Origin of the sequence: Ferrovum sp. (assembly GCF_027317285.1) — a bacterium.
Lineage (GTDB): Bacteria > Pseudomonadota > Gammaproteobacteria > Burkholderiales > Ferrovaceae > Ferrovum.
The window spans coordinates 1-952 of record NZ_DAHVHV010000121.1; the positions used below are offsets into that span (position 1 = coordinate 1).

Annotated in this window: 1 pseudogene; it reads right to left on the reverse strand. The window is 48.9% G+C overall.

The window, feature by feature from the left end:
* Nucleotides 1-555: 555 nt before the first annotated feature.
* A pseudogene (locus M6F29_RS11825) lies at nt 556-952 on the reverse strand (hypothetical protein); the annotation flags it as partial.

The following is a 952-nucleotide window of genomic DNA, read 5'->3' on the forward strand; positions in this document are numbered from 1 at the left end:
TTCTATCCCTCCGTGAAAATCACAGAGTGCCTCAGCCATTTCCAAATTAACAGGTGGCTTCACCGGACGCTTACGTTCGGACAATAACACGAAGTGATCACGCTTCAATGGGAGCCATGACATTACCACTTGACGACCCGCGGAAATTCCAGACCAGCCCTGATGAACATGACGCGCTCCGAAAAGGATCAAGAGCTATTTGCATTCCAAGGTTGGATAGTGAAACCAACTCGGCTGAATGCTCAGGTTGGAACAATGTGTTGCGCGCATCTTCCTCGAAACCCCAATAGGTTGGAATTGAACCAGTGGAACTATGCCTGCTTTAGACCGACGAGAGACATAATTGCCTGAAACCAGCGACAGCACCCGACCCACTGGAGACGATCAACTGTTTTCTATGGGTGCCCGCTTCTCGGCCGTAGCGGTCATTAGTTGCCAGTCTGGACTAACAAAGTTTATGCATGAAATCGGCCGGGTAACGCTGCGCTCTGCGGTAAATTTGGAGCTCAGCGGAAAATTTGTTCGATTGCGGCACCTTGTTATACATTACCATTTCTACGCGCTCGCCTTTGCAGCCTTCCTTCGATTCTGGATGGCTTCGACAATAGCTTTCAAGGCTGCGATGTCATTTCCCAGATCTGTAGCAGAGGGAATTGCAGCAGCCTTAGCCGACGATGGATCGTGAGCCGTTACAACATCGCAACTTCGCTTATGTAGTTTTTGGATAGCCTCGTATTCGGGACGATTAAAGCCAACTACATCTTCAAGTGAGTCCACCCGAATCCAATCGCGATATCGCTTCACGACACCATTAAAAACAACATCCTGAATTACTCGTTCGAGTGTTGCCCTTATCCGATCATATTGGTGTCGCATTTCTCCAATCTCTTTCTCTCCTGGATATGCTGGCCATGCATTCGCAAGCTTGCTCTGCGCCTGTTCAAGAGCGTTT